The sequence below is a fragment of the Streptomyces sp. NRRL WC-3626 genome (genome assembly GCF_000718785.1).
GTDB lineage: Bacteria > Actinomycetota > Actinomycetes > Streptomycetales > Streptomycetaceae > Streptomyces > Streptomyces edwardsiae.
Genome location: NZ_JOCA01000001.1, coordinates 560,423 through 585,522 on the forward strand (window position 1 = coordinate 560,423; position 25,100 = coordinate 585,522).

The 25,100-nt window shown below is 73.5% G+C and carries 22 protein-coding genes; 14 read left to right on the top strand and 8 right to left on the bottom strand.

The features are described 5' to 3' along the window. Window positions 1–2 precede the first annotated feature (2 nt). The gene (locus IF28_RS0102380) at window positions 3–1,016 is read right to left on the bottom strand and encodes an aldo/keto reductase (protein ID WP_030213058.1); all 1,014 of its coding nucleotides are present in this window, start codon (window positions 1,014–1,016) and stop codon (window positions 3–5) included. A 141-nt stretch (window positions 1,017–1,157) separates the two neighbouring features. On the opposite strand from IF28_RS0102380, the gene IF28_RS35990 reads away from it, so the two are divergent. Genes IF28_RS35990 through IF28_RS0102395 form a run of 3 tightly spaced genes read left to right on the top strand, consistent with a single transcriptional unit; the run spans window position 1,158 to window position 4,520 of the window. Further along, on the top strand, window positions 1,158–2,693 hold the full coding sequence (locus IF28_RS35990) for a four-carbon acid sugar kinase family protein (protein ID WP_051713575.1): 1,536 nt from the start codon (window positions 1,158–1,160) through the stop codon (window positions 2,691–2,693). Further along, on the top strand, window positions 2,690–3,694 hold the full coding sequence (gene pdxA / locus IF28_RS0102390) for a 4-hydroxythreonine-4-phosphate dehydrogenase PdxA (protein ID WP_030213064.1): 1,005 nt from the start codon (window positions 2,690–2,692) through the stop codon (window positions 3,692–3,694). The genes IF28_RS35990 and pdxA overlap by 4 nt, the downstream gene beginning before the upstream one ends. 25 nt (window positions 3,695–3,719) lie before the next feature. Continuing rightward, window positions 3,720–4,520: a DeoR/GlpR family DNA-binding transcription regulator gene (locus IF28_RS0102395; protein ID WP_037892330.1), complete on the top strand. Its 801-nt coding sequence runs from the start codon at window positions 3,720–3,722 to the stop codon at window positions 4,518–4,520. Window positions 4,521–4,549: 29 nt separating this feature from the next. Here IF28_RS0102395 and IF28_RS0102400 read toward each other — a convergent pair whose 3' ends face one another. Continuing rightward, window positions 4,550–5,350, bottom strand: a complete 801-nt coding sequence (locus IF28_RS0102400; RefSeq protein ID WP_051713576.1) for an AfsR/SARP family transcriptional regulator — start codon at window positions 5,348–5,350, stop codon at window positions 4,550–4,552. Window positions 5,351–5,560: 210 nt separating this feature from the next. Between IF28_RS0102400 and IF28_RS0102405 the strand changes: the two genes are divergently transcribed. Then, window positions 5,561–6,397 (top strand): AfsR/SARP family transcriptional regulator, encoded by an 837-nt coding sequence (locus IF28_RS0102405; RefSeq protein ID WP_158713637.1) that lies wholly within the window; start codon window positions 5,561–5,563, stop codon window positions 6,395–6,397. A gap of 123 nt (window positions 6,398–6,520) precedes the next feature. Next, window positions 6,521–7,258, top strand: a complete 738-nt coding sequence (locus IF28_RS0102410; protein WP_030213073.1) for a sirohydrochlorin chelatase — start codon at window positions 6,521–6,523, stop codon at window positions 7,256–7,258. A gap of 466 nt (window positions 7,259–7,724) precedes the next feature. Here IF28_RS0102410 and IF28_RS0102415 read toward each other — a convergent pair whose 3' ends face one another. Next, window positions 7,725–8,246 (bottom strand): flavin reductase family protein, encoded by a 522-nt coding sequence (locus IF28_RS0102415; RefSeq protein ID WP_030213076.1) that lies wholly within the window; start codon window positions 8,244–8,246, stop codon window positions 7,725–7,727. Window positions 8,247–8,311: 65 nt separating this feature from the next. Continuing rightward, window positions 8,312–9,454, bottom strand: a complete 1,143-nt coding sequence (gene solA / locus IF28_RS0102420; RefSeq protein WP_030213078.1) for an N-methyl-L-tryptophan oxidase — start codon at window positions 9,452–9,454, stop codon at window positions 8,312–8,314. A gap of 208 nt (window positions 9,455–9,662) precedes the next feature. Here solA and IF28_RS0102425 point away from each other — a divergent pair, with 208 nt between their 5' ends. Beyond that, on the top strand, window positions 9,663–10,361 hold the full coding sequence (locus tag IF28_RS0102425; protein ID WP_078620808.1) for an AfsR/SARP family transcriptional regulator: 699 nt from the start codon (window positions 9,663–9,665) through the stop codon (window positions 10,359–10,361). A 10-nt stretch (window positions 10,362–10,371) separates the two neighbouring features. Here the strand turns inward: IF28_RS0102425 and IF28_RS0102430 are convergent, their stop codons facing one another. Further along, window positions 10,372–11,421 carry an LLM class flavin-dependent oxidoreductase gene (locus IF28_RS0102430; protein WP_324616042.1) on the bottom strand — a complete coding sequence of 350 codons (1,050 nt, stop codon included), beginning with the start codon at window positions 11,419–11,421 and terminating at the stop codon, window positions 10,372–10,374. Between the two features lie 246 nt (window positions 11,422–11,667). Between IF28_RS0102430 and IF28_RS0102435 the strand changes: the two genes are divergently transcribed. Both IF28_RS0102435 and IF28_RS0102440 read left to right on the top strand, forming a co-directional pair. After that, window positions 11,668–12,954, top strand: a complete 1,287-nt coding sequence (locus IF28_RS0102435; protein WP_037892333.1) for a DegT/DnrJ/EryC1/StrS family aminotransferase — start codon at window positions 11,668–11,670, stop codon at window positions 12,952–12,954. Continuing rightward, window positions 12,941–13,147 (top strand): tautomerase family protein, encoded by a 207-nt coding sequence (locus IF28_RS0102440; protein ID WP_030213087.1) that lies wholly within the window; start codon window positions 12,941–12,943, stop codon window positions 13,145–13,147. Before IF28_RS0102435 ends, IF28_RS0102440 begins: the two co-directional genes overlap by 14 nt. 64 nt (window positions 13,148–13,211) lie before the next feature. Here the strand turns inward: IF28_RS0102440 and IF28_RS0102445 are convergent, their stop codons facing one another. Beyond that, window positions 13,212–14,957 (bottom strand): ABC transporter ATP-binding protein, encoded by a 1,746-nt coding sequence (locus IF28_RS0102445; protein WP_030213090.1) that lies wholly within the window; start codon window positions 14,955–14,957, stop codon window positions 13,212–13,214. Further along, window positions 14,957–16,768 (bottom strand): ABC transporter ATP-binding protein, encoded by a 1,812-nt coding sequence (locus tag IF28_RS0102450; RefSeq protein WP_051713578.1) that lies wholly within the window; start codon window positions 16,766–16,768, stop codon window positions 14,957–14,959. The genes IF28_RS0102445 and IF28_RS0102450 overlap by 1 nt, the downstream gene beginning before the upstream one ends. Before the next feature lie 199 nt (window positions 16,769–16,967). Here IF28_RS0102450 and IF28_RS0102455 point away from each other — a divergent pair, with 199 nt between their 5' ends. Beyond that, the gene (locus tag IF28_RS0102455; protein ID WP_037892335.1) at window positions 16,968–17,696 is read left to right on the top strand and encodes a TetR/AcrR family transcriptional regulator; all 729 of its coding nucleotides are present in this window, start codon (window positions 16,968–16,970) and stop codon (window positions 17,694–17,696) included. Window positions 17,697–18,058: 362 nt separating this feature from the next. Here IF28_RS0102455 and IF28_RS0102460 read toward each other — a convergent pair whose 3' ends face one another. Then, on the bottom strand, window positions 18,059–19,357 hold the full coding sequence (locus IF28_RS0102460; RefSeq protein ID WP_030213099.1) for a phenylacetate--CoA ligase family protein: 1,299 nt from the start codon (window positions 19,355–19,357) through the stop codon (window positions 18,059–18,061). Window positions 19,358–19,597: 240 nt separating this feature from the next. Between IF28_RS0102460 and IF28_RS0102465 the strand changes: the two genes are divergently transcribed. The 5 genes from IF28_RS0102465 to IF28_RS0102485 are packed head-to-tail and all read left to right on the top strand — an operon-like array spanning window position 19,598 to window position 25,041. Further along, window positions 19,598–20,677, top strand: coding sequence for a ketoacyl-ACP synthase III family protein (locus IF28_RS0102465; protein ID WP_030213102.1), 1,080 nt, complete (start codon window positions 19,598–19,600; stop codon window positions 20,675–20,677). Then, entirely contained in the window at window positions 20,677–22,356 is a 1,680-nt protein-coding gene (locus IF28_RS0102470) for a (2,3-dihydroxybenzoyl)adenylate synthase (protein ID WP_051713579.1), read from the top strand. The genes IF28_RS0102465 and IF28_RS0102470 overlap by 1 nt, the downstream gene beginning before the upstream one ends. Window positions 22,357–22,409: 53 nt before the next feature. Further along, window positions 22,410–22,691 (top strand): phosphopantetheine-binding protein, encoded by a 282-nt coding sequence (locus tag IF28_RS0102475; RefSeq protein ID WP_030213108.1) that lies wholly within the window; start codon window positions 22,410–22,412, stop codon window positions 22,689–22,691. Beyond that, window positions 22,688–24,208 (top strand): amidohydrolase family protein, encoded by a 1,521-nt coding sequence (locus tag IF28_RS0102480; RefSeq protein WP_234324831.1) that lies wholly within the window; start codon window positions 22,688–22,690, stop codon window positions 24,206–24,208. Before IF28_RS0102475 ends, IF28_RS0102480 begins: the two co-directional genes overlap by 4 nt. Further along, a complete protein-coding gene (locus IF28_RS0102485; RefSeq protein WP_051713580.1) occupies window positions 24,205–25,041 on the top strand; it encodes a 2,3-dihydro-2,3-dihydroxybenzoate dehydrogenase in 837 nt (278 codons plus the stop codon). The genes IF28_RS0102480 and IF28_RS0102485 overlap by 4 nt, the downstream gene beginning before the upstream one ends. Window positions 25,042–25,100 lie beyond the last annotated feature (59 nt).

Genomic DNA, 25,100 nt, shown 5'->3' on the forward strand with positions numbered 1-25,100 from the left:
GGTCAGCGGTTGTAGGCGGGCATGGGGCCGCGCAGGGCGGAGCCGACGGCGTCACAGGCGGCGGTCACGTCGGCGGGCAGCGGGCCGGCCTGGGCGGCGGCGATGTTGGCCCGCAGATGTTCCGGCCGGGAGCCGCCGAGGAGGAGCGCGTCGGTGGAGGGGCGGTCCAGCAGCCAGCGCAGGGCGAGTTCGGTGAGCGGGAGGCCGGCCTCGTCGGCGATCGCGGTGAGCCGGGCGACGGCGGCGAACAGGTCCTCGTTCCAGTACCGCTCCCGGTACATGGCGGCGAGCCTGGAGTCGCCGAAGCGGCCGGTGGCGGGGTCGGCCTCGAAGCGGTGCCGGCCGGTGAGGAGGCCGCCGCCGAGCGGGTTGTAGACCATGGTGCGCAGCCCGCTCACCGCCGCGTACTCGGTGTACTCCTCCTCGATCCGGCGGGCGAGGAGGTTGTGCAGCTGCTGAGCGACGGCCGGGCGCGGGGCGCCCACCTCGTCGGCGGTGCGGGTCAGCTCGGCGATCTGCCAGGCGGCGAAGTTGGACACGCCGAGCGCGCGGACCTTCCCCTCCGCGACGAAGCCGGCCACGGCCGTGAGGGTCTCCGCGAGCGGGGTACGGCGGTCCGGCTGGTGCAGGTAGAAGAGGTCCACGTGGTCGGTGCCGAGCCGCTTGAGGCTGCCGTCGAGGGCGGCGCGCAGGCCGGCCGGGGAGAGCGGGGCGTGCTCGCCCTGGTCGGGGTGCGGGATGCCGGCCTTGGTGGCGAGCACGATCCGGTCCCGGCGGCCGGGCAGCAGTCCGGCGAGGATCCGCTCGCTCTCGCCGCCCGCGTAGCCGTTGGCCGTGTCGACGCCGGTGAGGCCGGCGTCGAGGGCGGTGTCCAGCATGGCGGCGGCGCCCGCGGGGTCGACGGTGTCGCCGAACGTCATGGTGCCGAGGACCAGGCGGGAGAGCGGTACGGGGACGGACGGGAGCTCGGTCCCCCGGGGGCTTTCGGTCGGGCCGGTGCGGGTGCCGGTGCTCACGAGCGGTTCCTTCCGGTGTGGCTGCTTCTCAGTGGGTGAACGCTCGCATGACTGCGCGTTATGCGCAAGAGTCTCGCGCGAATCGCGCAAGCTATGTCATCATCGGGGCACTACGAAGCCGAGTTCCTCGAGGAGGTCCGCATGTGCCGTCCAGGCGGCGTCCCGGTCGTCGCGCTCGCCGACGACCTGTCGGGGGCGGCGGAGGTCGCGGCCCTGCTGCGGCTGCCCGCCCGGCTGGTACTGAACCCCGCCGACCTGGGGGTATCCGGTACCGGCGGGGAGGCCGTGGTGGTGGACCTCGATTCGCGGTATCTGGACGGCGCGGCCGCCGCCGACGCCGTACGGGCCGTGCTGGGCACCGCGCGGGAATCCTTGCCCGCCGCCGGGGCCGGTACGGAGACGAACCCCACCCGTTCTCGCGCGTTTCGCGCAGTCAAGTGTCCCGAGGCGTACGGCAGTCCGCTCTGGTTCAAGAAGTGCGACTCGCTGCTGCGGGGTCCGGTGGGGGCCGAGGCAGCCGCCTTCGCGGAGGGCGCCGGGGTCCTGGTGATCGCGACGGCCCTGCCCGCCGCGCGGCGCGTGGTGCGCGGCGGTGAGGTGCTGGCCGACGGGGTGCCGCTGCACGCGTCCCCGGCCTGGCGCGCCGAGGAGCGTGCCGCGCCGCGGTCCGTCGCTGAGGCGATGGCGCCCCTGCCGGCCACGGACGTACCGCTGGAGACCGTACGGCGGGGGCCCATCGCCCTGGCCGGCCGTTTCCGGGAGGTGGCGGCGCACGGCCGGCACCCGGTCTGTGACGCGGAGACCGACACCGACCTGACGGTGATCGCCACGGCGGCGGCCCTCCTCGGCCCCGGCACCCGCCTCCTGGGCAGCGGCGGCCTGGCGGCCGCCCTCGGCCGCCTGCTCACCGCGCGGCGGGCGGACGGTGCGGCGGCGGGGGCGGCGGCGCCCGCGGCCGCGGCCGGCCGGCCGATGACAGCGAACCCGTTCGCGGTGGAAGCGGCGGCCCCGGGAGCCCCGTGGGCGTCTTCGGCGCCTGCGACGGGGACGGCCTCCGTGACGCCGCCCGAGGCCGCCCCGGCCGCCGGTACCGGGGCGGTGTCGCCCGTGGCGGCGGTGGCCGCAGGGGCCGCCGTGCCGGTTCGGGGCGGGGCCTGGTCCCGGGGGTTCGTCGAGGAGGCTGCCGCCGTGAGGGACACGCCGCCGTTGCTCGTCGTCGCCGGGAGTGCGGAGCCCGGGGTGGTCGAGCAGGTCGGGCGGCTGGTCGCGGCCGGGGCCCGGCATGTGGCGCTGACGCCCCGGCAACTGGCCGGGGGCGAGGACGTCGTGCTGCCCCGGCTCGCGGCCGGGACGGTGACCGTGCTGTCCGTCGACGGGTCCGGCGGCGTACGCCCCGGCGCCGCACGCGCCGTCGTGGCCGGGCTGGCACGGACCGTCTCCGCCCTGCCGGGGCGTCCGGACCTCGTCCTGACCGGAGGTGAGACGGCCCGCCGGGTGCTCGACTCGCTCGGCGTCACCACCCTGCGGCCCGTCGGCGAGATCCACCACGGCGCCGTGCACTCCAGGACCACCGACGGCCGCTCGGTCGTCACCCGCCCCGGGAGCTTCGGCGGCCCGGACTCGTTCGTTCGTATCGCGGCGGCACTCCGCCCCTCTCAGCAAGGAGTCACCCAGTGAACGCCCAGCAGCCCCTCCCCCTCATCGGTGTCACCATGGGCGACGGCGCCGGTATCGGGCCCGAGGTGATCGTGCCCGCCGTCCTGGACGCCGCGACGCTGAGCCGGTGCCGGCCGGTGGTGATCGGTGACGCCGCCCGGCTGCGCGAGGCGGCCCGGATCCTCGGCACCGGCTGCGAGATCGTCGCCGTGCCCACGCCGGCGGCGGCCGAGACCGCGCCGGGCCGGATCAACGTCGTCGACCTCGGCCTCCTCCCCGCGGATCTGCCCTGGGGCACCCTGTCCGCCGTCGCCGGGAACGCGGCGTACGAGTACGTCAGGCGGGCCGCCGAACTGGCCCTCGCCGGCGAGATCGACGGCATCTGCACCGCCCCCCTCAACAAGGAGGCGCTGCACGCCGCCGGGCACGTCTTCCCCGGGCACACCGAACTGCTCGCCCACTTCACCGGGGTGGAGGAGGTGTCGATGATGCTCTCCACCGAGAAGGTGAAGGTCATCCACGTCACCACCCACATCGGTCTGATCGACGCCGTCAACCGGATCGAGCCCGGCCTGGTCGAGCGGACCGTGCGGCGCGGCCACGAGGCCCTGGTCCGGGCGGGGGTGACCGCACCCGTCATCGGCGTCTGCGGCATCAACCCGCACGCCGGCGAGAACGGCCTGTTCGGTTACGGCGAGGAGGAGGAGAAGATCGTCCCCGCGCTGGAGACCGTGCGCCGCGACGGCATCGACGCGCGCGGCCCGCTCCCCGCCGACACCGCGTTCTTCCTGGCCGCCCGGGGCGACTACGACCTCATCGTGGCGATGTACCACGACCAGGGCCACGGCCCGGTCAAGGTGCTCGGCATCGAGGCGGGCGTCAACCTCACCGTCGGCCTCCCGGTGATCCGCACCTCCGTCGACCACGGCACGGCCTTCGACATCGCCGGTACCGGAAAGGCGGAGGCCGGTAGCATGATCGAGGCGCTGCGGCAGGCCGCCGAGATGTCCACCGCCCGCTGAACCCACGTACCGCGAAGGACACTTGATGCCGCCCAACGGATCCCAGGCCCGGCGCGAGGAGATCCTGCGACTCGCCACCACCAGCGGCCTGGCCAGTGTCGAGGAGCTGTCCCGGCACTTCGGCGTGACCGCCTCCACCATCCGCCGCGACCTCGCCCGGCTCACCGCCGACGGCCGGCTGGCCCGCACCTACGGCGGGGCGATGGCGCTGACCGCGCATCCGGAGGCGTCGCTGCGCCAGCGCACCACGGAGGCGTACGCGCAGAAGCGGGCCATCGCCCGGTGGGCGGCGGCGCGGATCCAGCCGGGCGAGACCGTGCTCCTCGACGCCGGTTCGACGGTCGGGGCGCTGGCGCACGAGCTGCGCACGGCGCGGGACCTCACGGTCGCCACCACCGGTCTGACGGTGCTGCACGAGCTGGCGGACGTCGAATCCGTCCATGTGGAGTGCCTCGGCGGTACGTTGCGGCCGCTCAGCCAGGCGTTCGTGGGGCCGCTGACGGAAGCGGCCCTGGAGCGGATGACGTTCGACCGGGTCTTCCTGTCGGCGGACGGGGTCACGGCGGAGGGCGGGATCTGCGAGGCGGACCTGCGGCAGACCCGGCTGAAGGAACTGATGTCCCGCCGGGCCGCTCGTACGTACGTCCTGGCGCACGCGGCGAAGCTGGGGCGTGCGCCGTTCCACGCGTGGGCCACGCTGCCGGCCGGCTGGACGCTGGTCACGGACACGTCGGCGACGGACACCCAGGTGGCGGCGTTCAGGGAGCGCGGTACGCGGGTGGTGCTGGCGGAGCCCGTGGAGGACCCCGCGCCGGACGGGGTCTGAGGGCGGGGCTCCGCGCCGGGGTGTTCCGGTCAGCGGGCGAAGGCCGCCAGGGGTGACGGGCGGAGCGGGGCCAGGGGCACGGGGTCTTCGCGGAGGATGACCTGGAGCGTCTCCTTGAGGCGGCGGGACGGCTCGATACCGAGGTGGTCGGTGAGCTGGCGGCGGGTGCTGTGGTAGGTCTCCAGGGCCTCCGCCCGGCGGCCGACGCAGTACAGGGCGAGCATCAGCAGTTCGGTGATGCGTTCCCGCCAGGGGTGCACCACGCCGATCGCCCGCAGTTCGCCGATCGCGTCCTCGGTGAGACCGCAGCGCAGTTTCAGCTCCAGTTTCGTCTCGTGGGCGGCCAGGTACTCCTCCTCCAGCTGGACGGCCGTGCTGTGGCACAGCGGACTGGTGCCGGTGTCCTGCAGCGGCTTGCCCTGCCACAGCGCGATTCCGGCCTCCAGCAGCGTGATGGCCGCCATCGGGTCCCGGTCGGCCGCGGCCCGGGCCTCCGCTATCCGGCGGCGGAATCCGTTCATGTCGACCCGGTCGGGGTCGACCTTCAGGACGTACCCGGCGGAGTGGGTGATCAGGGCCGGCGCCGGCTCCTCGGAGTGGGTGAGCCGGCTCAGGGTGCGGCGCAGCCGGGAGACCTGTGCCTGGAGCGCGTTGTGTGCCGTATGGGGCGGGTCGTCGCCCCAGAGCTCGCTGTACAGCTGCTCGTTCGTCAGCAGCCGGCCGCCGCTGACGAGAAGTGAGGCCAGCAGGATCCGTTGACGGGAGCCGGCGATCGGAACGTGGTCGTCCTTCGTGATGATGCCTACGGGGCCGAGGAGCGTGAATTCCATGGCGAAAGCCTCACACGCTGCGGCTGTCCGATTCTTGAGGCCGTCTCATGCGGCTCTGGACTCCGGCTGGAGTCGAGATTCAGCCAACACGGTCATATGCCCGTTCACATCGGACTGATGATCGAGGGCACTAACGGAACTACGCGCGTGGTGTCACCATCACATCGCTGGCAATACACGGGGAGAGGTCGGTCGGTGGAGATCAAGTTGTTGGGCACCCTGACTGCCAACTTTGGGAACGACGCATGGACACCCAGCGCGGCCAAGCACCGTCAGGTGCTGGCCCTGCTGGCGCTCCGCGCCCGGCGCACGGTGCCGGTGTGGGAACTGGTCGACGAACTCTGGGGCGACCAGCCTCCGCGCAGCGCCCAGGCGACGCTGCAGACGTACATGATGCAGTTGAGACGGGGGATAGCCGCCGTGTCCGGCAAGGGCGGCATGGTCCGGGCGAAGGAGATTCTCGCTACGGCGCACGGTGGCTATGTGCTCAACGCGGCGCCCGACGAGGTGGACGCGCTGACGCACGAGAGTCTGGTCTCCGCGGGGCTCGCCATGGCCCGCAAACGGGACCACCGGCTCACGTCCGAGCTGCTCAACCAGGCGCTGGGGCTGTGGCGCGGCGATGTGCTGTTCGACGTGCCGCTGGGTCCGGTGCTGCGGGTGGAGGTGCTGCGGCTGCAGGAGTCGCGGCTCAGCGCGTTCGAGATCTGTGTGGCGGCGGATCTGGCGCTCGGCCGGGGCATCGAGGTCCTGGCCAGGCTGACCGAGCTGACGGCGCGCTATCCGCTGCACGAGCGGTTCCATCTGCAGCTGATGCTGTCGCAGCACCAGGCGGGCCGGATGTGGCAGGCGCTGGAGACCTACCGGCGGCTGCACACGCGGCTGGTGACCGAGCTGGGCCTCGAGCCCTCGGAGGCGGTCCGCGAGGCGCACCAGCGGATGCTGCGCGGCGACGCGCCGGTGCCGGCCGCGGTCGTCGGCGACTGGGACTGGGGCATGCGGGCGGAATTCGGCCACGAGCCGCTGCACAGCAGCGGACCCGCCTGACCCGGTCAGCGGACCGTCAGCGGCGTGTGAACGGGCCCGGTTAGCGTGCCGCGCGGCGGGAACCGACCGCCGTTTCGCGGTGCGGCGATCGGGGGGTCACGGGTGAGATCCGAGGACACGACCATGGCGGGGCCGGCGCTGCTGCTGGTGAGCCATGGAAGCCGGGATCCGCGGCACGCCGCGACCGTACGGGCGCTGGCCGGGCGGATCCGGCGGGGGCGCCCCGGTGTGACCGTGACGACCGCGTTCCTGGAATTCGACGCGCCGGGCGTGGCGGGCGCGCTGGCGGAGCTGCGGCGGGCCGGCGCCGGGGCGGCCGTCGCGGTGCCGCTGCTGCTGACCCGCGCCTATCACGCCAAGACCGACCTGCCGGCGGCGCTCGCGGATGCCGAGGGGCCCGCGGTGCGCCGGGCGGCGGTGCTCGGCGGCTCGCCGCTGCTGCTGCGGGCGGTGGAGCGGCGGCTCTTCGAGGCGGGACTGACCCCCGCCGACCGGTCCACGACCGGGATCGTCCTGTCGGGCGCCGGTTCCCGGGACCCGGAGGCGATCGAGTCGGTCGGCGCGGCCGCCCGTGAGCTGCGGCGCGCGGGCTGGCGCGCGGTACGGCCGGCGTTCGTCACCGGCCCGACACCCCGGCCCGGCGACGTCGTACGGGAACTGCGGGCGCGGGGCGTGCGCCGGGTGGCGGTCGCGCCGTACGTACTGGCACCGGGCCTGCTGCCCGACCGTATCGCCGCGGAGGCGGCGGCGGCCCGGGCCGACATCCTCTCCACACCCCTCGGCGACACCCCGGAACTGGCCCGCCTCGTCACCGAACGATGGCTGGAAGCCCACGCTCCCCTGGGCGCGCCCGTGGGGTGAGCCACCGCCCGCCCCGTCCGGACGCTCGGGATGGCGCACTCCGGTGCCGCAACCGCCGGGCACGCCCGCAGCGCAGGCGCGCGCACGCGCGGCGCGCTCGGGGCGGAGGGCTCGGGGCGGGAGCCCCGGTGATGTGCCCCGCCGGAATGCGCCGGGCGCGACCGCCTCGGGGCGGGGTCATTCCGCCCCGCAGCATCGGCGTGCGCACGCGCGGCGCGCTTGGGCCGGAGGGCCCGGGGCCGGAGCCCCGGTGATGTGTCCCGCCCGAGTGCGCCGGGCCGGGCTCGCCACGGGGGCGGGGGAATTCCGCCCCGCAGCATCGGCGCGCGCACGCGCGGCGCGCTCGGCCCGGAGGGCCCGGGGCCGGAGCCCCGGTGATGTGTCCCGCCCGAGTGCGCCGGGCCGGGCTCGCCACGAGGCGGGGGCCGTGCGTTCGGCAGCGCCGGGGTGTGGCCGCCGGGTGGGGTCAGGTCAGGGCGTGGAAGGCTCGGCGGTACCAGAGGAGGGCGTCCGTCGGGGTGTTCTGGGCGGGGCCGTTGCGAACGGCGGTGAGGGCGCCCACCAGGAGGGTGTGGTCGCCCACCGGGATCGTGCGGTGGGTCAGACAGCGGAAGGCGGCCGTGGCGTCGGGGAACCAGGGGAGGTCGGTGCCGGGCCAGGTGGTGACGCCGGTGCCGGCGAAGCGGTCGATGTTCTGCCGCGCGAACCGGTCGGCCAGGAGGCGGTGCCGGTCGGCGAGGATGTGGACGACGAACTCCCCCGACTCCACGAGGGCCTGGTGGCAGCTCGAGGTGTGGGCGACCGCGACCTGGAGGAGCGGCGGGTCCAGGGAGACCGACGTCACCGAGCTGGCCGTGCAGCCCCGGCGTCCGCCCCGGCCGTCCGAGGTGGTCACCACGGTCACGGGCGAGGCCAGTTCCGCCATGGCGTCCCGGAACTGCTGGGCGCTCACCAGGGGCGCCTGCTGGGAAGTGGGTGTCGACGTCATGGTCGCCCTCCTGGGGTCGCGGCAGCGGTGAGTGGCCGGGGCGTACGGGTGGCGCGTGGCGCGGATCAGCCGAAGCGGTTCGGGGACATGAAACCGATGGGCACCGTCGTCTCCTCGCCCCGCACGATCTCGGCGAGGGCCTCGCCGATCCCGGTGGCGTGTTTGAAGCCGTGCGCGTTGTCGCCGCCGGCCACCACGACGCGCGGGTCGTCCCCGGGCCGGCCGATGACGAACTGGCCGTCCGGTGTGCGGGTCAGCATGCAGACGGCGACCTTCGACGGCAGCGGTTCGAGGCCGGGCAGTTTCGCCGGCAGCAGGGCCGTCAGCGCGGACCAGTCGACCGGGCCGACCGAGCGGTCGTAGGCCTCGGGGTCCAGGGGCAGGGCGTCGGCCCGGTCCTCGATGCCGAGCTTGACGTCGTGGCCGCCCTCCGCGCCGTTGCCCCACAGGATCGTGCCGTCGTCCAGTTCCCGCATGAAGACGGGGAACTGCTCCAGACCGAAGGTGTCGTCCCCCGGCTCCAGTGGCCGGAACCAGGTGATGGGCATCCGCACGGTCCGCAGCGGAAGTCCGCCGACCAGTGAGGACAGCCAGGAGCCGACCGTGAACACCACCTGCCGCACCCGGAGTTCGCCCTGGGAGGTGCGCAGGACGACACCGTCGGGGATCAGGTCGTAGGTGGTGATGCGGGTGTCGGTGAGGACGCGGGCGCCGCACTTCTCGGCCCGGCTCACCGCCGCCCGGATGGACAGTTCCGGCCGGATGATGCCGGCGGACGGCTCCCGGACGCCGATGTGGCCCTCCGGGACGCCGACATGGCGGGGGTAGTGGAAGCGCAGCGCCTGGCCGGTGAGGGTGCTCACCTCGATGCCGTGCTGGTAGGCGGCGGTCAGCGTGCCGCCGGCGACCCGGCCGTCCTTCGGGCCGATGAGCAGCCCTCCGACCGGGAAGAACAGCTGCTCGTCGGCGGAGTCCTCCAGGGTGCTCCACAGTTCCCGGGAGCGCCGGGCCAGCGGGACCAGGCCGGGGTGCTCCAGGCAGGTGACGCGGAACATCCGCGAGCCTCCGTGCGAGGACCCCAGCGAGTGGCCCGGCTGGTGGCGTTCGATGCCGATGGCGTCCACGCCGCGCTCGGCGAGCTGCCACAGCGCGCACGCCCCCCACGCTCCCAGACCGACCACCGCGACCTCCGCGTCCCACCGCGTCATGCGTCCTCAACTCCTCACCCGTGACTGTGACCGCGACGCCCCAAGACGACCACGGCGCGGCCGGCCTGATCGTGAGTAGCCGCCACTCACTCCGCCCCGCGGCCCACCCGCCGGGCCGGCGAGGCCAGTTGAGTACCCGGCACTCAGGCGGGCGGGCGGCGGTCCGCGGTGAGCTGGGCGGGAGCTGCGGTGTGCGACGGAGGTGCAGATGCGGTTTCGAGTGCTGGGCGTTCCCGAGGTCCACGACGACGTCGGTGACCGGCGGGTGCCCCTGACCAGTCCCAAACAGCGGCAGCTCCTCGGGGCGCTGCTGGTCCGTCCCGGGGAGCCGGTCGCCATGGAGCGGCTGATCGAGGAGCTGTGGAGCGGGGGCGCGCCCGGCAAGGCGGTGAACGCCCTGCAGGCCCATGTGTCGCGGTTGCGGCAGCTGTTGATCGAGGCGGAGCCGTCGCGGGCCAACACCCCGCGGCTGGTCGCCCGTGACACGGGCTATGTGCTGGAGGCGCGGCCCGAGGAGCTGGACAGTGCCCGGTTCCTGCTGGGCGCGGCGAAGGCGCGGGCACTTCTGGGCAGCGATCCGCGCACCGCCTGCGCGCTGTTCACGGAGGCCCTGGGCCTGTGGCGGGGGCCGGCGATGGCCGGCAGCACCAGCGGTCCGCTGTGCGCGGGGGCGGCGTCGGAGCTGGAGGAGGAGCGGCGGTCCGTCCAGAAACTGCTGTACGACGCCCAGTCCCGCCTCGGTCTGCGGCACCGGGTCTCCCCGGTCCCCGTACCGGCCGGGGACCGCGGGGAGCTGGTGCGGCTGCGGGCCCGGGTCGACGAACTCGTCGACGAGCAGCGGCTGCTGCGCTCCCAGGTCGAGGAGCTGTCGCTGCTCCTGGGTTCCCGGGCGCTCAGCCGCCGCTGACGGGCCGGGCTCAGCCGGTGAAGGCGGGGGCGACCTCCTGCGCGAACAGTTCCATCGCGCGGGCGGCCCGGCCGTAGGCGAGGCCGCCGGGGTTGAACTGCAGGCTGACGGTCAGGTCCGCGCCGAACTCCTCGCGGGTGCGCTCGAGTTGCGCGCGTACCTGGTCCGCGTCGCCGGCGAACACCTTGTTCGCCGCGAGGGAGGCCGCGAAGTCGTAGTTCCTGGCCTTCTCGAGGAATTTATCGTAGCCCGGGTAATCGGCCCGGTTTCCCTTGGCGAGCGGCTCCACCGCCTTCGCCATGTGGTCGATGTAGGAGCGCTCGTAGAATTCTCCGGTGCGGCGGGCCTCTTCGGCGTCGTCCGCGAGATAGCAGGTGTATTTGATCTGAATGCGGCGGGCGGCCGGGTCGTGGCCGGCCTCGTCCCAGGCGGCCCGGTATTTCTGCAGCATTCCCGAGAGCTGTTCGGCGCTGGTGACCGACGGCACCACCTGGAGGTGGTGGCCGGCCGTGCCGGCGGCCGCGCACGATTCCGCGCTCGTCGCGGAGGCGATGAACACCGGCGGGTGCGGGGCCTGGTAGGGCCGGGGCAGCAGGGTGACGGGACCGAAGCGGTGGAAGCGGCCCTCGAAGACGACGTCCTCCTCGCTCCACAGCCGTACGCACGCCTCGACGCCCTCGTCGAACCGGGCGCGGCTCTCGTCCATGGGGATGCCGAACGCCTCGAACTCCGTGGGCAGGAAGCCCCGTCCGAAGCCGACGTCGAGCCGCCCGTGCGAGAGGTGGTCGAGCATGGCCAGCTTGCCGGCCAGCTTGACGGGGTGGGTGAAGGCCGGGACGACCGCGCCCGTCGTGATGCGGATACGGCTGGTGCGGGCGGCCATCGCGGTCAGCAGGGTGACGGGGTCGGGGCTGTAGCCGCCGTACCCGGTGAAGTAGTGCTCCACGGTCTGGACGTGCTCGTAGCCCAGCGCCTCCGCGAGTTCGACGAGGCGGAGGGTCTCGTCGTAGTAGGCCGTGGCGCTCTTCTGCGCGGGATCGATCACCGGAAAGAAATTCACGCCGAATTCCATGAACGCTTCGCCCCTCGTGTCGGCTGGATGTACGGCCCTCTCGTGCGGTCCGTCGTGAATCATCGGCCCGGCCTTTGCGGCGGGGCAAGCTTTCCCGGAAAGATTGACGGGCTGTCAAACCCGTGTCAGGTGCGCCGACTTGCTCTCTGCGCCGCGCGCTCACAAACGTAAGGTCACTCGTGTCGCCTTGTTCGGCGACGGGAAAACCATCCCCGAATCTGCCGGAGGGTACTTATGCGCGGGGCCTACAAAGTTCCGTACGCGAGTCGCGGAAGCATCCTCGGAGCGACGGAGGCGGCGGCTCTGGGACAGCTGCTCGAATCCGGTGAGTCCCTGTCCATGGGTTCCTGGCGGGAGCGGTTCGAGCGGCGTTTCAGTGAGTACGCCGGCACCCGGTACGCGCTGAGCGTCACCAGTGGGACCGTCGCCCTGGAACTCGCCGTCCACCTGCTCGACCTGGCGCCGGGGGACGAGGTCGTCGTCACCCCGCAGACCTTCCAGGCGACCGTGCAGCCCCTGCTCGACCGACAGGTCCGGGTGCGGTTCTGCGACATCGACCGGGAGTCCCTGAACATGGACCCCGCCTCGCTGAAGAGCCTCATCACGGACCGGACCCGGGCGATCCTGCTGGTCCACTACGGCGGCTGGCCCGCCGAGATGGACGAGATCGTCACCATGGCCAGGGAGCGGGGCATCCTCGTCGTCGAGGACTGCGCGCACGCCCTGGGGGCCCGCTACGACGGCCGGCGTCCCGGATCGCTCGGTGACATCGGCTGCTTCAGCTTCCACGCGTCGAAGAACATCACCACGCTCGGCGAGGGCGGCATGCTCACCTTCGACCGGGACGACTGGGCGGAGCGGGTCGACCGGCTGCGCTCCAACGAGATCGACGGCGTGTTCGTCGCCGGCGACGCGTCGCCGCTGGACGCGCCGGAGCTGCTGCCCTGGATGAAGTACTCGTCGTCCGTGTACCGGGACGCCTGCCTGGGCGTGCGCCGCAGCGGCACCAACGCCACCCTGTCGGAGGCGGCCTGTGTGGTCGGGCTGCACCAGCTGGACCGGCTGGAGGACCTCGTCGACCGGCGGCGCGCCATCGCGGCCCGGCTGAACGCGGTCGTGGACCGGCATCCGCACGCGCGGGCCGGCCGTCCCCGTCCGGGGGTGCATCACGCCCAGCATCTGTACACCTGCTTCGTGTCCGGCCCGCGCGGCACCCGTGAGGCGCTGGTACGCGGACTCGACGCACGGGGTGTCGAGGTGCAGCTGCGCTACTTCCCGCTGCATCTGCTGCCGGAGTGGCGCTCGCGCGGTCATCTGCCCGGCGAGTGCCCGGTGGCGGAGGAGCTGTGGTTCACCGAGCACGTCAACCTGCCCTGCCATCCGGGGCTGACCGACGAGCAGGTGGACCACCTGGCCGACGCGCTGGACGCGGCCCTGGACGACGCGCGCAACGTGATCGAGAACGCCGAGAGCCTCACGACCGTACCGAGCATCAAGGAGACCTCGCATGCCGCTCATTGACGTCAAGCTGTACGAGGGCCGCCTGGACGGCGCCACCGAGACGGAACTGATCGCCCGGATCACGGACGCGGTCGCCGAGGTGTTCGGCGACCAGGCGCGCGCGGCGACCTGGATCGTCCTCCAGGAGGTGCCGGCCACCCGCTGGGGCATCGCCGGCGTACCGGGGAAGCCGCCGCTCTCGGCGCGGGGGTGAGCTCCGGGAGCGACGGCCACACCGATCCCCCGGCGGTCCGCGTAAGTGGGCCGCCGGGGGATTCTCAGTTGGCCACGGGGGTCTTGCTCAGGCGCCAGCCGCGGCTGCGGCTGCGCTCGGCCCAGAAGTCGGCGTAACGGCCGTCCTGGGTGATCAGTTCCTCGTGCGTACCGCGCTGGACGATGTGGCCGCCGTCCAGCACCAGGATCTGGTCGGCGGCGCGCACCGTCTGCAGCCGGTGCGCGATCACCAGCAGGGTCTTGTCGCGGGTGAGCTCCGACAGGGCCTGCTGGACGGCCCGTTCGTTCGCCGGGTCCAGGGACGACGTCGCCTCGTCCAGCAGCACGATCGGCGCGTCCTTGAGCAGCGCCCGCGCGATGGAGATGCGCTGCCGTTCACCGCCGGACAGGCCCGCGCCGCCCGCCCCGACCTGTGCGGACCAGCCGCCGGGCAGCCGCTCGGCGATCTCGTCGACCCGCGCCTGCTCGGCGGCCCGGCGCACCTCGGCGTCGGTGGCGTCGGGGCGGCCCGCCCGGATGTTGTCCTCGATGGTGCCCTCGAAGAGGTACACGTCCTGGAACACCACGGAGATCCGGGACATCAGCTCCTCGGCCGGCAGCTCACGGACGTCCACACCGCCCACCCGCACCGCGCCGCCGTGCACGTCCCAGAAGCGGGCGATCAGCCGCGCGATCGTCGTCTTGCCGGAGCCGGACGGCCCGATCAGCGCGGTCATCGTGCGCTCGGGGATACGGAAGCCGACCCCGTCCAGCACCTTGCGGCCGTCGTCGTACGAGAACTCCACCGCGTCGAACTCGATGCCGGTGCCGGCCGGGCGGGCCGGGTGCTCCGGTTCGGGCAGCGGCTTCTCGTCCAGCAGCCGCTGCACCCGGCCGAGGGCCGCGCTCGTCGAGCGCAGCGCCGAGCCCAGGTTGGCGGCCTCCGCCATCGGCTCCACGAACCGGGCGGCCAGCACCAGCAGGGCCAGCAGTTCGGGTACGTCGAGCGAGCCGCCGAGGGCGAGATAGGTGCCGTACACCAGGATCACCGTGAACGCGGCCTGCACGGTGAGGGTGAAGCCGACCTGGCCCGGGACGCCCGCCACCATGACCTGGCGTCCCGCGTCCCGCTGGGCGGACAGCGCCTCGTCGAGGCGGTCGCCGCCGGCGGCCCTGGAGCCGGGGAAGGCGCGCAGCACCGGCTGGACGTCGGCGTACTCGATGACCCGGTTGGCGCCCTCGGTCATCGCCCCGGCGCGCAGCCGGTCGGCGGCTGCGGTGCGGTGGGTGCTCCAGCGCAGCACCAGGGCGATGAACGGGGCGGTGCAGGTCGCGGCGAGCGCGAGCCGCCAGTCGAAGAGGTACATCAGCACGACGACCGCGGCCGGGGTGAGCAGCCCGTTGATCAGCGGGCGGAACAGATAGCCGGGGACGCGCATGATGCCCATCACGGACTGGGTGGTGAGGTTGCTCAGCTCTCCGGTCCTGGTCGGGCCGAACCAGCCGAGGGGCAGCATGGAGACGTGGTCGCCGATGCGGTGGTGCAGCACCCTGGAGAGGGCGGCGCCCGCCTTGAAGCCGGTCTTGGTGGCCAGGTAGTGGACCACCGACTGGGCCACGGCCGCGGCGGCCAGCGCCCATACCCAGGGCCAGGCCTGCTCCGGGTCGTCGCCGAGCAGTCGCTCGAGCACCGGCACGATCAGGACGAACGCCACGGCCTGGAGGATCGCCCCCACGACCTGGAGGGCGAGTACGTTGCGCAGCAGCCGGCGCTCGGCGGGGCCGACCACGGCCATCAGTTGACGGATCATCAGACGGCCTCCTCGACCGCGGGGCGGTTGCCGGTGACGGCCTCGTGCGCGGCGGCGGGTTCCTCCGCGCCGCCGGGCCGCCATACGGTGCTGCGCTCGTGGGCCTGCCACATGCCCGCGTAGGTGCCGCGCAGGGCCAGCAGTTCGGTGTGCGTGCCCCGCTCCACCACCCGGCCGGCGTCCAGGACGACGATCTGGTCGGCGTCCTTCACCGTGGACAGACGGTGCGCGATGACCAGCAGGGTGCGGCCGTACGTGAGCTCCGACAGGGCGTCCTGCACGGCCGCCTCGGACTCGGGGTCCGCGTACGCGGTCGCCTCGTCCAGGACGAGGACGGGGGTGTCCGCGAGCATCGCGCGGGCGATGGACAGGCGCTGGGCCTCGCCGCCGGAGAACCTGGCGTCCTCGCCGACCACGGAGTCGTAGCCGCGCGGCAGTTCGGTGATCCGGTCGTGGATACGGGCGCGCCTCGCGGCGTCCATGAGCTGTTCGTCGGTGGCGTCCGGGCGGGCGATCAGCAGGTTGGCGCGGACGGTGTCGCGCAGCAGCCGTACGTCCTGGAAGACGAACGACATCCGGCGGTAGATCTCCTCGGGGGCGAGGTCCCGCAGGTCCTTGCCGCCGACGCGGACGGTGCCCTCGTCCGGGTCCCAGAAGCGCGGCAGCAGCGACGCGAGCGTGCTCTTGCCGGCGCCCGAGGGGCCCACCAGCGCGGTGGTCGTCCCGGGGGCCAGGGTGAGGTCGACGCCGTCGAGGACGCGGTGCTCACCGTCGTGGGAGAAGGTGACGTTCTCGAAGGTCACCGCTCCCGGGCCCGCCTTCGCGGGGTGCACGGGCAGGGCCAGTTCGGGGGTGGCCAGCACCTCGCCGATACGGTCCGCGGCGGCCTTCGCGGCCCGGACCTCCTCCTCGGCGAAGCTGATCGTCAGCACCGGCGTGGTGATGCCCACCGCGAGCAGCGCGAACGGGATCAGGTCCTCCGGGGCGGTGCGTCCGGCCGTGATCAGCGCGGTGCCGCCGAGCAGCACCGTGAACAGCATCGTGGGCGCCGACAGCACGATCTCCGACAGGGCCCTCGGGGTGACCAGCGAGTCGACCCAGCCGCGGAAGAACGCGGCGAACCGGTCCGCCGCCTCGGTGTAGCGGCGGTGGGCCCGGCGGGTCTGGCCGAACGTCTTCACCACGGCGATGCCCTGCGCGAACTCGACGGCCGAGCCGTTGATGTCCGTCATCGCGGCGTCCAGCGCGGGCAGGTTCTTCTTGAACGCGGCACCGGTGCGGCCGAACAGGCCGATGCCGAGGACCAGCGGGATCATCGTGATCAGGGCCATCCGCCAGTCCACCCAGAACAGGTAGGCGAGCGTCGACAGCGGCACGATCACCGCGGCCGTCAGCTCCAGCAGGGAGTGCGCGACCAGGTGGTGCAGTGCGTGTACGTCGTCCTGCACCGCCTTCTTCACGGCGGCTCCGCCCCGGCCCGAGAACCAGCCCAGCGGGACTCTGTCCAGCCGGCCGATCAGCAGCCTGCGGACGGAGAGCTGCAGGTCGTTCTCCGCGAGGTGGCTGACCACGCTCGCGGCCACCAGGAACAGCAGCCGCACCAGGAGACAGGCGCCGGCCAGCGCCGTGACCGTCCAGGCGCGGTCGCGGTCCACCGGGCCGTCCGCGAGCAGCACCCGGGCGAGCTCGGCGACGGCGACGAACGGGGCGATGTTGAGCAGGGCGGCGACGGCCTGGCAGAGCACCGCCAGAGCCAGCCGCCTGCGGACGGGCTGCAGTAATGACGGGAGCGCGGCGGGTTCCGCGGGCATCGTCGTCCTCCAGATCGGGATACGGGGGGATAGGGGTGGGCGGGGGTGTGAGCGCTACGAGGGGTTACTACCCAGTGGGTAATACTAGATGCTACTACCCACTGGGTAATAAACTCTGCCCACCATACGATGGACCGGGCGGGCCGGGTCAAGAAGTACCGGGACGCCTGGACACAGAGGAGTGGATACATTGCGTGCCATGCCCAGCTCACCCGCACCCGGTGGCCGTGGGCGGCGGCCCGCCGACCGGCCGCCGATCACACCCACGGGCATCGTCGACGCGGCGCTGCGGCTCACCGAGACGGACGGGCTCGACGCCTGGTCCACCCGGCAGCTCGCCGCCGCGCTGGAGGTCTGGCCGCGCGCCGTCTACCACCACGTCGGGGACCGTGACGCGGTGGCGGACGCCGTGGCCGACCGGGTGGTGAGCATGATTCCGCTGCCGCCGCGGGAGCTCGAGTGGCGGGAGTGGTTCAGCACGCTGCTGCTGGAGGGGCGGCCGCTGCTGCGGCGGTACCGGGGGGTGGCGCGGCGGCTGGTGCGGATCGGGCCGATCATTCCGTCGGCGCTGACGATGATGGACCGGGGGATCCTGGTGCTGCAGCAGGCGGGGTTCGCGGACGGGGCGACGGCGGCGTACCGGTATCTCACGAACTCGGCGTTCACGCTGGTGATGGTGGAGGACGACCGGGCGGAGAACCTGCCGGAGGCGCGGGTACGGCTGGCGGGTGCGCTGGCCGCCCACCGGGACGATCCGGAGCGGCGGGGTCTGGCCGCGGTGGGCGCGGCGGTCACGAGCCGGGGCACGGACGATCCGGAGGCGATCGCGGCACTGGAGGACGACTTCTACGCGTACACGGTGGCCCGCTCCCTGGACGGCGTCGCCACGGTCCTCACCCGCCCGGACCGCGGCGGCCTGCCCGGCTGAGCGGCCTCGGACCTGACGCCCGCGCCCCCACCGTCCGTCCGGTGGGGGTTCGGGCAGCGCCCAGGCGGCCCCCCGCCCTCCGCGGGCACTCGTGCCGCTGGGGCGGCACGGGTGGGCGCGACGGCACCCCGTAAGCGCCGGCGCCCGCCGCACCCCGCCCTCCGCGGGCAGTCGTGCCGCTGGGGCGGCACGGGTGGGCGCGACGGCACCCCGTAAGCGCCGGGCTGCGCGAAGACCCCCCGGCCCACACCAACGCCGGGCACCCGTACGACACCGGGGCCCGGCCCTTTCACCACCGCGCGGGTGGGCGCGACGGCGACCGCAGGCGCAGGGGGCGCAGGCCCCGCAAAAGGCCGGCCAGGTCAGTAGTAGAGGAGGGCCTGGGCCCAGTCCTCCTCCGGGCCGAAGAGTCCGCGCGGCTTCAGTGCGTCGGGGTTCGACGTCAGTACCGACGTCGGGACCAGGGAGCCCGGCGCCAGCGCCTCCACCCGGCACGGCACCCCGAGGGACCGGGCCACCGCCTCCGTGAGCCGCCGCTCCACTCCCGCCGCCTGCGACTCCACCTGGATGTGCAGAAGGTCCCGCCCCGCCCGCGCCCGCCAGAACAGCACGCCGTCCGACGCCGGCAACCCGAACACCAGGTCCTCCACCTGCTGCTGATCCACCGTGCCCGTACCCACCGGCCACGCGAACCCGCCCCGCCCCAGCACCCGCACCACCGGCAGCCGCCACCCGCAGGCGCAGTCCGTGTACTCCACCTCCACCTCGTCGTCGAGGTTGTACCGCAGCAGCGGCATCGCCTCGCGGTACAGCGGGGTCACCACCAGCCGCCCCCGGCCCTCCTCCGACAGCTTGCCGCTCGACGGGTCGAGGACCTCGCACAGCACCCGGTCCGCCCACAGATGCAGCCGGCCCTGCGGGCACTGCCCGGCCAGTGTCCCCGTCTCCGTGGAGCCGTACTCCTCGACGACGGGGGCGTTCCACAGGGAGCTGATACGGGCCCGCCGGGCCGGGGACAGCGGCTCGCCGCCGACGAACAGGGCCCGCAGGGAGGGGAAGTCGGTCGCCGGGTCCAGGCCGGCCGCCCGCGCCGCCGCCGCCCACAGCAGGGCCTCCGTCGGGTTGGACCACGTCAGCGTGACACCGAGGCGGTGCAGCAGCCGTACCGTACGGGCCGCGGGCGTCGCCGCGGAGCGGCTGTCGGCCGGGACCACGGTCGCCCCCTTCGAGCGGGCCGCGGCCTGCGCCAGATGGCCCGTGATCATGAGGGCGTAGGGCGTGCGGACCAGGAAGACGTCGCTCGGCTCGATGCCGACCCACTTGCGGGCGTAGCGCTCCGCGAGGTCCGCCCAGTCGCCCTCGGTGTAGTAGGAGGCCGTGGGCTGCCCCGCCGAACCGCTCGACTCGTGGTAAGTGGCAAGCTCCGTACGGTTCACCGCGAGCAGCCCGAACGGGTACGCGTCCCGCAGGTCCTGTTTGCTCGTCGGCTCCAGCGAGCGCAGGTCGGCCGCGGTGGCGGGGGCCGAGCGGCCGCTCTCGCGGGCCCGGTAGAAGGGGGAGCGGGCGGCTCGGGCGAGGAGCGGCGCCAACTGCCGTTCCTGGAGCGCGCGCAGTTCCTCGATGCTCTTCCAGTCACCGATCTGCGGCCTGGTCACTGTCATGGCGGGTGCCTCCTCGGGACGTCGCCCACGCCTGTCGGGTCAGCACAGCAGCCGGGAGGCCGGTCCTCGTGAGTGCGCGCCACTCATCCCCCCGCGGTCGCGTCGCACACCCGAAGGGGCGCTGTCCGGGGCGGGCGGCGCGTCAAGCTGAGTGACTGCTACTCAGGTGGGCCCCCTCGCCCGGATGTTGTGCTGACCGGCATCCACCGTGTGCACACAGCCAAGAGGAGAGGGGCCGGGGTGAAGGTCGAGGACATTCATCTGGCGGGCGTGGGCTGCTACGTTCCCGAGCTCGTGCCGACCGACGTGGCGGTCAAGGAAGGCCGTCTCGACGCCGGAGTCCGGGAGGCGTCGGGCATCGAGTCCGTCGCCGTCGAGGACACCGTGCCGGCGCCGGACATGGCGATCCGCGCCGCCCGTACGGCACTGGCACGATCCGGGCAGCAGCCCGACGACTTCGCCGCGCTGCTGCACAGCAGCGCCTACCACCAGGGGCCCGACGGCTGGTCGGCCCCGCACTACGTACTGCTGAACACCCTCGAGCGGAACATCCCGGCGATGGAGATCCGGCAGGGCTGCCTCGGCATGGTGGCCGGCCTGGAGGCCGCCGCCTGCCGACTGTCCCTGGACCGGTACACCGGCGGCACGGGCCCGGACAGCGTCCTGCTCACCACCGGGGACAACTTCTCCACCCCGATGGTCGACCGGTGGACGTCCTCCAAGCTGTTCCTGTTCGGGGACGCCGGCTCCTCCCTCGTGGTGTCGCGGCGGCCCGGCTTCGCCAAGGTGCTCGCCGTCGGCTCGCTGTCGGACCCGCGCATGGAGGCCCTGCACCGGGGCGGCGAGGCCCTGCTGCCGCCGAGCGTCACCGCGGGCATCCCGCTGGACTTCGACTCCCGCGTCCAGTACTGGCGCAAGCAGTGGGCGTCCGGGGTGAAGCCGCCCATCGGGCACTTCGGCGACCAGGTCGCGGCGATCGCCGAGCGCACCGCCGCCGAGGCCGGTGTCGCGCTGTCCGACATCCGCCGCTTCTGCCACGTCGGCTTCAACGAGGACCCGCTGCTCACCATGTTCCTGGAGCCGCTCGGCGTCAGCCTGGAGCAGGGCACCTGGGAGATCTGCCGGCGGATCGGCCACACCGGGGTCAGCGACTTCGTCATCGCCCTGGAACGGCTGTGGCTGGACGGCGAGGTCGGCCCCGGTGACCACGTGATGCTCATCGGCGCCGCCACCGGCATGGAGGCCGGGTGCGCCGTACTGGAGATCACCGCGGAGCCGACGGCCGAGCAGCGTGCGGTGACGTCGGGCGGGGAGGCGTGATGCTGGAGCACTGCACCGCCTGGCCGGCCGACCGGGCCGAGCGCTACCGCCGTGAGGGGTACTGGCGGGGCGAGAGCCTGGTACGGCTCCTCGCGGACGCCGCGCGCACCCACGGCCCGAAGACCGCCCTGGTCGGCGCCGGACGGCGGATCAGCTACGCCGAGCTGGAGCGGGAGGTGCGGCGGCTCGCCGCCGGCTTCCGGGACCGGGGCATCGGCGACGGCGACCGGGTCGTGGTCCAGCTGCCGAACACGCCGGACTTCGTCCGGGTGTGCTTCGCCCTGTTCACCGTCGGCGCCCGGCCCGTCTTCTCGCTGCCGGCGCACCGGGATGTCGAGATCCGCCATCTGTGCGAGCTGTCCGGGGCCGTCGGCTATGTGCATCCGGGGCTGCTGCGGGGCTTCGACCACGCCGCTCTCGCCCGTCGTATCCGGGGTGAGGTGCCCACGCTGCGGCATCTGTTCGTGTGCGGGGACGACCCGTCCGGTACGGCGGACGATCCCGTCGTGCCGCTGTCCGAGGTGGACGGCGACCCGGAGGCGGCCGGCCCGTTCCCGGTGCTCGATCCGTCGGACGTGGCGTTCTTCCTGCTGTCCGGCGGGACCACCGCGCTGCCCAAGCTGATCCCGCGCACCCACGACGACTACACCTACCAGGTGAGGGCCGCCGGTTCGGCGACCGCGCTGACCGAGCGGGACGTCTATCTCGCCACGCTGCCGGTGGCGTTCAACTTCACCTGGGGCTGCCCCGGGGTCGTGGGCACGCTGCGGGCCGGCGGCACGGTGGTGTTCGCCGAGGACCCGACGCCGGAGACCTGCTTCCCGCTCATCGCGGCCGAACGGGTCACCGTCACCTCCGTGGTGCCCAGCGTCGTCCAGCTGTGGCTCGAGGGCGCCGAATGGCTCACCGACGACCTGTCGAGCCTGCGCACGGTACAGATCGGCAGCGCCAAGCTGCACCGCAACATCGCCGAGCAGATCCAGCCCACGTTCGACTGCCGTCTCCAGCAGGTCTTCGGGATGGCGGAGGGGCTGTGCACCTTCACCCGGGACGACGACCCGGCGGAGACGGTGCTCGCCACCCAGGGGCGGCCCATCTCGGCCGCGGACGAGATCCGCATCGTGGACGAGGACGGCAAGGAGCTGCCGGCCGGCGGCATCGGCGAACTCCTCGCCCGCGGCCCGTACACCCTCCAGGGCTACTACCGCGCGCCCGAGCACAACGCCCGCGCCTTCACCGAGGACGGCTTCTACCGCAGCGGCGACCTGGCCAGGCTGACCGAGGACGGCAACCTCGTCATCGAGGGCCGGATCAAGGACGTCATCATCCGCGGCGGCGACAAGGTGTCCGCGGCCGAGGTCGAGGAGCACCTCCAGGCACTGGACGGGGTGGCCCGCGCGGCCGTCGTCCCGGTGCCCGACGACTTCCTCGGCGAGCGGACCTGTGCCTGCGTGGTCCGGGCCGAGGGCGCCGAGGAGATGCTGCTGCCGGATCTGAAGCGGGCCATGCACGCGCGCGGGCTCGCCGAGTACAAGCTGCCCGACCGGCTCGTGTACCTCGAGGAACTGCCCCTGACCGGTCTCGGCAAGACGGACAAGAAGGCGCTGGCGGCGCTGCTGCGCGGCGAGACCCCGGCCGAGGCGGGGGCGTTCGTGCCCTCCCGCGAGCGTACGGGCTGAGCACCGCCGCCGCGCCCTGTCATCCCACGACCGAAGGAAGGCCCGTACCGCCCATGGACACCAGTACATCGACCGGGGACCAGGAGCTGCGCACCCAGGTGCGTGACGCCGTCGCGAAGCTCCTCGGTACCGCGCCGGGGGAGATCCCGGACGACGCCAACCTGATCCTGCTGGGGCTCGGTTCGCTCGAAGTCATGCGGCTGAGCAGCCGCTGGCGGCGCGGCGGCTTCCCCGTCGACTTCGACTCCCTGCTCGCCGACCCGACCGTGGCCGGCTTCAGCCGCTCCCTCGCCGAGGCCAGGGCGCGGTCCGAGACGACCGGAGGTGCCGCGTGAACGCGCCCGAGCCGCTGCTGGTGCGCGGCGCCCATCTGTGCACGGCCGACGACAGCGAGCGGGTGCTGACCGAGGGGTCGCTGCTGGCCGTCGACGGCCGGATCGCCGCCGTCGGTACGGTGGCCGAGGTGGACGCCGCCGTCGCCGCGCTGCCGCCGGAGCAGCAGGCCGCGCTGCGCACCGTGGACGCCCGCAGGATGCTGGTGCTGCCCGGCTTCGTCAACGCGCACTGGCACGAACTGTTCTCCACCCGGCTGCCGTTCAACGGGGCCATGCGGCCCGCCGACGACCGTGGCGACCAGGCCGGGTTCCTCGGCAACGGTGGCGACATGCACCGTATCTCCGCCGTCTTCGACTCCTTCCACGACCTTATCGCCGGGCTCACCCCCGACGAGGGCGAGGCCATCGCCCGCTACTCGATGTGGACGCAGCTGCGGGCGGGTGTCACCACCCTCGGCGACGTCGGCTCGGTCAACCGTCCCGAGGCGCTGGCGGCCGCCGCCGTATGGCTGGGCATGCGCTGTTCGGTGAGCACCTGGGCCACGGACGCCGTGTGCCGGCCCGGGGAGAGCGCGTTCGTCCGCAGCCGTGACACGGACGCCGTACTGGCGGAGATCGAGGCGCTGGTCAAGACGTGCGCGGCCGACGGGACGGGACTGCTGCGGGCCCGGCCCACCGCCGTCTACGGCACCAACATGACCGACGAACTCGGGCGCGGGCTGGCCGAGATCGTGCGGGGCCACGACACCGGGTTCGCCTCGCACATCGGCGCCCAGCGCCACGAGGGCGAGTTCGTGCGGACGTACTTCGGTGCCACGCCGGTGCGCCGGTTCGCCGCGCTCGGCCTGCTGGACGAGCGGCTGATGTCCATCCACACCGGGTTCGCCGACGACGAGGAACGGCGGATGCTGCTGGAGGCGGGGGTGCATCTGAGCCACTCCCCCGCCAAGTACGGGCCGGCCGGCGAGTCCGCGATGACGGAGACCCGGCTGATCCCGGAGCTGCGCCGCGAGGGCCTCGACGTGTCACTGTCCACCGACGGGCAGCCGCTGGTCTTCCCCGGAATGCCCGAGCAGATGCGGGCCGCCTGGCAGACCCACAACGAGATGTACGCCGATCCGACGCTGGTACGGCCCACCGACGCCCTCGCCATGGCCACCCGCATCGCCGCGCGCGGACTGCGCTGGGAGGAGGAGATCGGCAGTCTCGCCCCCGGCAAGCAGGCGGACCTGGTGATGGTGCCGCTGGAGGACTGGCGGTACGTGCACACGCCCCGCCCGCTGGAGGCGTTCCTCGCGGTGGGCGGCTCCGGCGACGTCGACACGGTCGTCGTCGGCGGCCGGGTGCTGGTGGAGTCGGGCCGGGCCACCGGCTTCGACGAGGAGCGGCTGCTAACCGACTACGAGGCGGCGCTGCGCTCCTACTCGGAGCGCTGCCTGAAGGTGCCCGGGGAGAAGATCGACGAGGTGTTCGCCCGCACCACGCGGCGCGGCCCCGGTACGGGGGTGGCCCGATGACCGTACTCACGCACGCGGCGGACCAGGACGGACTGGGCCTGGACGGCCGGGTCGCCGTGGTGACCGGCGCCGCCGGCGGCATCGGCGCGGAGATCGTCGCCCAGCTCGTGCGGCACCGGGCGGCCGTCGCCCTGGTCGACCGGGACGGGGCGGCGCTCGAGGAGCTCGCCGAGCGGCTGCGCAAGGAGGCCGCGGCCGATCCGGACGCCGCCGAACCGCGGCTGCTGGCCGTGCCGGCGGACGTGTCGGACGGCGGCGAGGTGGCCGCGGCGGTGGAACGGGTGGAGGAGGGCCTCGGGCCCATCACCCACCTCGTCAACGCGGCCGGCATCCTGCGCCCCGGTCCGGTGGCCGGACTGAGCGAGCGGGACTGGGACGACACCCTGGCGGTGAACGCCACCGGCGTCTATCTGATGAGCCGTGCCGTGGCCGCCCGGATGGCGCCGCGCGGCTTCGGGGCGATCGTCACCGTCACCTCCAACGCCGCCCGTACCGCCCGTACCGGGATGGCCGCCTACGCGGCGTCCAAGGCGGCGGCGCAGGCGTTCACCAAGTGCCTCGGGCTGGAGCTCGCCGGCACCGGTGTCCGCTGCAACGTGGTCGCGCCCGGCTCCACCGACACACCGATGCTGACCTCCCTGTGGGAGGGCGAGGACGCGGGCCGCCCGTCGATCGAGGGCGCCCCGGAGGCGTACCGCGTCGGCATCCCCACGGGGCGGCTGGCCCGCCCGCACGACGTGGCCCAGGCGGTGCTGTTCCTGCTCTCCGAGCGGGCCGGCCACATCACTCTGCAGGACCTCACGGTCGACGGCGGCGCCACGCTCGGCGTGTGAGCCGTCCGCCGTGGTCCGGGCCGCGTCCGCCGGTGCCGCCGGCGGCCGCGGCCCGGCTC

Bases quoted from the DNA above. Each gene is read 5' to 3' on its own strand.
- IF28_RS35990 (WP_051713575.1), top strand. From the start codon at position 1,158: ATGTGCCGTCCAGGCGGCGTCCCGGTCGTCGCGCTCGCCGACGACCTG.
- IF28_RS0102395 (WP_037892330.1), top strand. From the start codon at position 3,720: ATGCCGCCCAACGGATCCCAGGCCCGGCGCGAGGAGATCCTGCGACTC.
- IF28_RS0102400 (WP_051713576.1), bottom strand. From the start codon at position 5,350: ATGGAATTCACGCTCCTCGGCCCCGTAGGCATCATCACGAAGGACGAC.
- IF28_RS0102410 (WP_030213073.1), top strand. From the start codon at position 6,521: ATGGCGGGGCCGGCGCTGCTGCTGGTGAGCCATGGAAGCCGGGATCCG.
- IF28_RS0102415 (WP_030213076.1), bottom strand. From the start codon at position 8,246: ATGACGTCGACACCCACTTCCCAGCAGGCGCCCCTGGTGAGCGCCCAG.
- solA (WP_030213078.1), bottom strand. From the start codon at position 9,454: ATGACGCGGTGGGACGCGGAGGTCGCGGTGGTCGGTCTGGGAGCGTGG.
- IF28_RS0102425 (WP_078620808.1), top strand. From the start codon at position 9,663: ATGCGGTTTCGAGTGCTGGGCGTTCCCGAGGTCCACGACGACGTCGGT.
- IF28_RS0102435 (WP_037892333.1), top strand. From the start codon at position 11,668: ATGCGCGGGGCCTACAAAGTTCCGTACGCGAGTCGCGGAAGCATCCTC.
- IF28_RS0102440 (WP_030213087.1), top strand. From the start codon at position 12,941: ATGCCGCTCATTGACGTCAAGCTGTACGAGGGCCGCCTGGACGGCGCC.
- IF28_RS0102445 (WP_030213090.1), bottom strand. From the start codon at position 14,957: ATGATCCGTCAACTGATGGCCGTGGTCGGCCCCGCCGAGCGCCGGCTG.
- IF28_RS0102450 (WP_051713578.1), bottom strand. From the start codon at position 16,768: ATGCCCGCGGAACCCGCCGCGCTCCCGTCATTACTGCAGCCCGTCCGC.
- IF28_RS0102455 (WP_037892335.1), top strand. From the start codon at position 16,968: ATGCCCAGCTCACCCGCACCCGGTGGCCGTGGGCGGCGGCCCGCCGAC.
- IF28_RS0102460 (WP_030213099.1), bottom strand. From the start codon at position 19,357: ATGACAGTGACCAGGCCGCAGATCGGTGACTGGAAGAGCATCGAGGAA.
- IF28_RS0102470 (WP_051713579.1), top strand. From the start codon at position 20,677: ATGCTGGAGCACTGCACCGCCTGGCCGGCCGACCGGGCCGAGCGCTAC.
- IF28_RS0102475 (WP_030213108.1), top strand. From the start codon at position 22,410: ATGGACACCAGTACATCGACCGGGGACCAGGAGCTGCGCACCCAGGTG.
- IF28_RS0102485 (WP_051713580.1), top strand. From the start codon at position 24,205: ATGACCGTACTCACGCACGCGGCGGACCAGGACGGACTGGGCCTGGAC.